Annotated in this window: 6 protein-coding genes; 5 read left to right on the top strand and 1 reads right to left on the bottom strand. The window is 34.4% G+C overall.

All coding sequences use genetic code 11. From position 1 onward, the window contains the following. From surE to IJI80_RS08000, 3 genes are all read left to right on the top strand, one after another. Positions 1-657, top strand: a 657-nt coding sequence (gene surE / locus IJI80_RS07990) for a 5'/3'-nucleotidase SurE (RefSeq protein WP_292789240.1), incomplete at its 5' end; no start/stop codon positions are given. 121 nt (positions 658-778) lie between these two features. Then, positions 779-925 (top strand): hypothetical protein, encoded by a 147-nt coding sequence (locus IJI80_RS07995; protein ID WP_292789242.1) that lies wholly within the window; start codon positions 779-781, stop codon positions 923-925. Between the two features lie 143 nt (positions 926-1,068). Next, on the top strand, positions 1,069-1,266 hold the full coding sequence (locus IJI80_RS08000) for an LSM domain-containing protein (RefSeq protein ID WP_292789244.1): 198 nt from the start codon (positions 1,069-1,071) through the stop codon (positions 1,264-1,266). A 152-nt stretch (positions 1,267-1,418) separates the two neighbouring features. Here the strand turns inward: IJI80_RS08000 and cobT are convergent, their stop codons facing one another. Next, positions 1,419-2,483: a nicotinate mononucleotide-dependent phosphoribosyltransferase CobT gene (gene cobT / locus IJI80_RS08005; protein ID WP_292789247.1), complete on the bottom strand. Its 1,065-nt coding sequence runs from the start codon at positions 2,481-2,483 to the stop codon at positions 1,419-1,421. 173 nt (positions 2,484-2,656) lie between these two features. Here cobT and IJI80_RS08010 point away from each other — a divergent pair, with 173 nt between their 5' ends. Together IJI80_RS08010 and IJI80_RS08015 are read left to right on the top strand one after the other, a co-directional pair. Then, a complete protein-coding gene (locus tag IJI80_RS08010; protein WP_292789251.1) occupies positions 2,657-4,315 on the top strand; it encodes a bifunctional N(6)-L-threonylcarbamoyladenine synthase/serine/threonine protein kinase in 1,659 nt (552 codons plus the stop codon). 148 nt (positions 4,316-4,463) lie between these two features. Then, positions 4,464-5,021, top strand: a complete 558-nt coding sequence (locus tag IJI80_RS08015) for an XTP/dITP diphosphatase (protein ID WP_292789253.1) — start codon at positions 4,464-4,466, stop codon at positions 5,019-5,021. Positions 5,022-5,375: the final 354 nt, after the last annotated feature.

Genomic DNA, 5,375 nt, shown 5'->3' on the forward strand with positions numbered 1-5,375 from the left:
GGTCATGCATTGACACTCGTTGAACCTATCAGGGTGAATGAAGTCAGTTTGAGAGATGGCGACATTGGATATGGAGTGACTGGAACTCCTACCGATGCAGTGACTATAGGCATTTATGAAATAATGGATGATTGGCCTGACTTGGTGATTTCCGGACTCAACACTGGCAGAAACACAGGTAAAGGGGAACTATCCACCTCAGGTACAATCGGTGCTGCAACAGAGGCCGCTTCTCTTGGAATTCCTACAATTGCAGTAAGCCAGCACACTCCTGATGACAATATCAAGTTTGATGAAGGCCATATTGAAATTGATTTTTCATCAAGTCAAAAGGTCTTAAGGGAACTTATCCAAAAAGTCATTGACAATGGATTTCCAGAAGGGGTTGACATATTGAACTTGAATGTTCCAGCTGATCCTGATTCATATGAACCTAAAATATGTCCATTGGCTACAAGAATGTATGAGCCTGTTGTTGAAATGCGTATAGACCCAAGGGGAAGACCTTATTATTGGATTGATGGTGTTTTTTACGAAGGAAATCCTAAAGACAGTGATGATTATGTCCTTTTAGAGGAGAATGTACCTACATTGACTCCTTTAATATTGGATATGGGCCATGATTTGGATGCCTTAAAGGAATGGTATGACAAATGATTCAATTTTATTTCATAATACACAAACAATATATAATATAAGATACATAATAAAAATTAATTATAATTAAATTGATTAACATTAATTAAAATTCAATTATAAAAATTTAAGGAGATAAAACATGTCTGTAAATCAACTTGAAGCTACATTGCAAGCTGTTACACACACTTTAGCAAAATTGGAAAAAGAAGGGTGCAATGATGAAAAGCTTTTGAATGAGCTTAGAAAAGAAAGAGATAAACTTTTAAATGAATTAAATTTAAACTAATTTAATCATTGATTTTCTTATTCTATTTTCTTATTTCAATAATTTATTAAATAAGTTTATAATAGATTAAATATAAATAATATTTTACGAATATTATTCAATTAAATTTAGATTTTATTTTTATAATTCAAAGAGGCTATATAATGAGTGACAATTTCCAAGTAAATAAACAATTTGCTAAATTCAAAGGCAAAGATGTTCTTATTGGTTTAAAAAACTGGGAAGAAGTAGAAGGAAAAATAATTACCATTGATAACTTTTTAAACTTAGTATTAGATGATGGTGAAGGTTTAAAAGTTATTAAAGGTGGAAAAATAGCATTTATTTCCATTCAAGAATAAATCTATTTCTCTTTTTCTATTTTTTCAATTCTATTTTTTATCTTTTTATTTCATATTCTCTTTTTAAATTCAATTTTAGATTTTTCACATCTGTTTCAATAGTTACGAATAATTACTTCTTTTAAAAAAATATAGTTAAATCAAATTATGATTTAACCACATGCATCTTCAATTGATTCTCTGATTTCATCGATGCTGTTTCCTAACATAAGAGCCAAGAACATTGCTCCTCCAGCACCTGCACCTTCCTTGATGAATCCTTGTGTATAGTTTTTAAGTCCTTCGACACTGGAAATTTCAAAGTTAGGGTTTACAGCATTTACAGTGATATCCCCTATTTGCTCTACAATATTAAGCATGTCCGCAGTGGTATCTTTCACTACAAATGCAGTTGTTGCAAGGCAGCTGTTTGAGAAGTCGAAGTCAGGGTCCAATGCTTTAGCTATTGCACAAGAAGCGGTGAGTTGAGTTCCCCCTGCCAATACGACAGGAACTTTTGCACCCATAAGGACTCCTGCAACTGCTGGAAGCATAGGGTCTCCAACAGCTCTGACAACATCAAAAGGATCATTTTCTTTAGATTCTTCCAAACCTGCGTTTTTCAATCCCTCTTCAACTATTGCATTTTTCATTTCATGAGGATTTGTGTCCATGCAACCACTGACCTTTCCTTTAGCATCATAGCCAAGTCCAACCAATACTCCAAGTGCAGTGGTTGTACCTGCAGGTAGGCTTTCTCCAATCACGATGTAGTCATGCTTTTCAGATAATATTTCAGCAAGCTCAAAACCTTTTTCAAAAAGCTCTTCAGGGTTTTCCACAGCTTTTCCTGTTCTAATGTCATGTCCATGCTTTCCATCGCTTATGTCGAATACATCAGAGTTTGCCTTGATTTCACTTCCTGCATCCAAAACCATAACAGGACAGTCACAAAGTGCAAGGGAACCTTTTGTAATCATTGATGGAGTAGGAGTTACAACTTCCCCAATGATTGTTTGAGGAATGTCTGTCATACATTTAACTTCCCCATCCAAAATAAGCTCTGCATCCCCTGCAGGAGTGTATTTGGTAAGTTCTGGAGTGGCTCCAGCACCAGTAAGACCTGGAATCTTTGAGGTTTCGGTTGTAGCTATTGTACAAATAAAAATTGGGTTTTTCAAGTCTGGCAATTCTTTTACAAGTTTGTCTGATCCGTAAGTTTTCAATCCTTCTATCATTTTATCATCTTGAATTTCATAAATTTTTTAAAGTTTTTTGATAAATTAATTAAAATTATTGTCAATTCTTGATAAATTAATTAACTTTGTTCTATAAATATATTATTGATAAAAATTATATAAATGTATGTTAATATACTTAATATGAACTGATTTTATTCATTTTTAAAATTATGAACGGTGTATTGAAATTGATATCTTTAGGTATTGAAGGAACTGCAGAAAAGACTGGGATAGGTATTGTAGACAGCGAAGGCAATGTTTTGGCTATGGCTGGAAAACAATTGTATCCAGAAGAGGGAGGCATACATCCAAGGGAAGCTGCTGAGCATCATGCCAAATGGATTCCTCAACTCATTCCACAAGCTATGGAAGAGGCAGGCCTTAGCTATAAGGATATTGATTTCATCTCTTTTTCACAAGGTCCAGGTCTTGGCCCTGCACTTAGAACTGTAGCCACTTCTGCAAGAACACTTGCATTGAGCCTTAATGTTCCAATCGTTGGTGTAAACCATTGTATTGGTCACGTTGAAATAGGAAAATTGGATACTGGCGCTCGTAATCCAGTAACCCTTTATGTAAGCGGTGGAAACAGTCAGGTGATTGCTTATGAATCTGGCAGATACAGGATCTTTGGCGAAACATTGGACATAGCCATTGGAAATTGCCTTGATCATTTCGGTCGTGAAACCGGCCTTGGACATCCTGGAGGGCCAGTTGTTGAAAAGTTGGCTAAGGAAGGTTCCTACATTGATTTGCCTTATGTTGTAAAGGGCATGGATTTCTCATTTTCAGGTCTTTTAAGTGCAGCCTTAAGAGCTCATAAGAATGGAGAAAGGATAGAGGACATTTGCTACAGTCTTCAGGAAACTGCATTTGCAATGCTTGTTGAAGTGACAGAAAGGGCACTTGCACATACAGAGAAGGACGAGGTTCTATTATGTGGGGGCGTTTCTGCAAACAGCAGGCTACGAGAAATGATGAAAATCATGGCAGAAGAGCACTATGCAAAATTCTATATGCCTGAGATGAAATACTCTGGAGACAATGGTGTGATGATTGCATGGCTCGGCCAATTGATGTATAAGGCATATGGTCCACTTGAAATAGCCAATACCAATATCATTCAAAGGTTCAGAACAGATGAAGTGGATGCTCCATGGGTTGACAATACAAAATACAAGTTGAACTTGCCTGAAGAGCTAAGAGCTAAAGGGGCTGAATCTGATATTTATGAGGCAACTTGGCTTGGAAGGGAAGCCATTGTAAAGAACAGGGTTTCCAAATCCTATAGGATAGAAGAGATAGACAATAAAATCAGAAAGCTCAGAACAAAAAGTGAGGCAAAGATATTGTCTGATGTTAAAAAGACTGGTGTCAGAGTTCCTGTTTTATACGATGTTGACTTTGAAGAGAAATCAATTGTCATGGAAAAGATCAATGGCTCTTTAGTTAAGGATATCATGCATGATATTGGAGAGGATAAAAGAAGGGAATTAGCCATTGCAATAGGTGAAAACATCAAGGCATTCCATGATGGTGATATTATCCACGGTGACTTAACAGGTTCAAACATGATTTGGATTGATGATGATTTAGACAATATCGCAGAAAATCTAGCTATTTTTGACTTTGGGCTTGGAAAGTATTCTGACCTTTTGGAAGATAAGGCAGCAGATTTATTGGTTTTAAAGAAATCATTCCAAAGCATTGATTATGATATAGCTATTCAGACATTTGATTGGATTTTAGAAGCTTATGATTCCAATAATCAGTCTAAAATGGCAAATAAGATAGCTGAGATTGAAGGAAGAGGAAGATACACCCACTAACACAATCTTTTCCACCCCTTCGGGGTGCAAAACCTTGACCAAAATTTTTTCCTTGATGGCAATGTTTAACTTTACTGATTTTTTTTATTTTTATTTTGTTTGGTTTTTTTAGATAAATATATTAAAACTTTTTTATATAATAAAAACTATGATAACATTTATAACTGGGAACGAACATAAAGTAAAAGAAGCAGAGAATATTTTCAAACTTTTTGGTGTTGAACTTGAGCATATTGATTTAGGTTACATGGAACCTCAAGGAACTCTTGAGGATGTAGCAAGATTCGGTGCTAAATATGCTTGCCAAGAGTTAAATCGCTCTGTGATTGTTGAAGATGCTGGTTTATTCATAAGAGCTTTAAATGGTTTTCCAGGAACTTATTCAAAATTTGTACAGAATTCACTTGGAAACCAAAACATATTAAAACTTATGGATGGAGTTGATGATCGATACGCTGAATTCAGGTCAGTTATTGGCTATTGCACACCCAATTCTGAGCCCAAGGTCTTTTTAGGGCGTGTCGAAGGTCAAATAGCTTTTGAAGAAAGAGGAAATCTTGGTTTTGCATTCGACCCACTATTTTTAGTGCCTGAAGAAGGTAAAACCTTTGGAGAACTTACTACAGAAGAGAAAAACCAGTTTTCACATAGAAGAAATTCTTTAGAAAAATTTATCAATTGGTATGTAAACCAAGATGATGAATAATAAATTTTTAAATATTTTTTAATTAACAAAATTAGAATAGGCAATTTTATCTAAGATTGGCTGTTTTATTCTAGTTTAATTGATGAAATTTGAAACTTATTATTTTTATTTTGTTTGGCTATTGGTAATTTTTTAAAGATTTTTTCAAAAATGAATTTAAAATAATTTTTAAAATGATCATTGTCTTCTAAATCATTTTCAATGGTTTAAATGATGATTTTTCATTAATAATTATTTTACAAAGGACCTTACTATAAATAATCAAAAAACTTATTGGAGAGGATATTTATGGCAAGACCAGAATGGATCGCATACAGTAACGAAGAAATCGAAGAATTTATTGTAAAATTCAAA

Origin of the sequence: Methanobrevibacter sp. (assembly GCF_017432245.1) — an archaeon.
Lineage (GTDB): Archaea > Methanobacteriota > Methanobacteria > Methanobacteriales > Methanobacteriaceae > Methanobrevibacter.

What these genes read in the sequence shown, in the direction of transcription:
- IJI80_RS08010 (WP_292789251.1), top strand. Translation starts at nt 2,657, where the DNA reads ATGAACGGTGTATTGAAATTGATATCTTTAGGTATTGAAGGAACTGCA.
- IJI80_RS08000 (WP_292789244.1), top strand. Translation starts at nt 1,069, where the DNA reads ATGAGTGACAATTTCCAAGTAAATAAACAATTTGCTAAATTCAAAGGC.
- IJI80_RS08015 (WP_292789253.1), top strand. Translation starts at nt 4,464, where the DNA reads ATGATAACATTTATAACTGGGAACGAACATAAAGTAAAAGAAGCAGAG.
- IJI80_RS07995 (WP_292789242.1), top strand. Translation starts at nt 779, where the DNA reads ATGTCTGTAAATCAACTTGAAGCTACATTGCAAGCTGTTACACACACT.
- cobT (WP_292789247.1), bottom strand. Translation starts at nt 2,483, where the DNA reads ATGATAGAAGGATTGAAAACTTACGGATCAGACAAACTTGTAAAAGAA.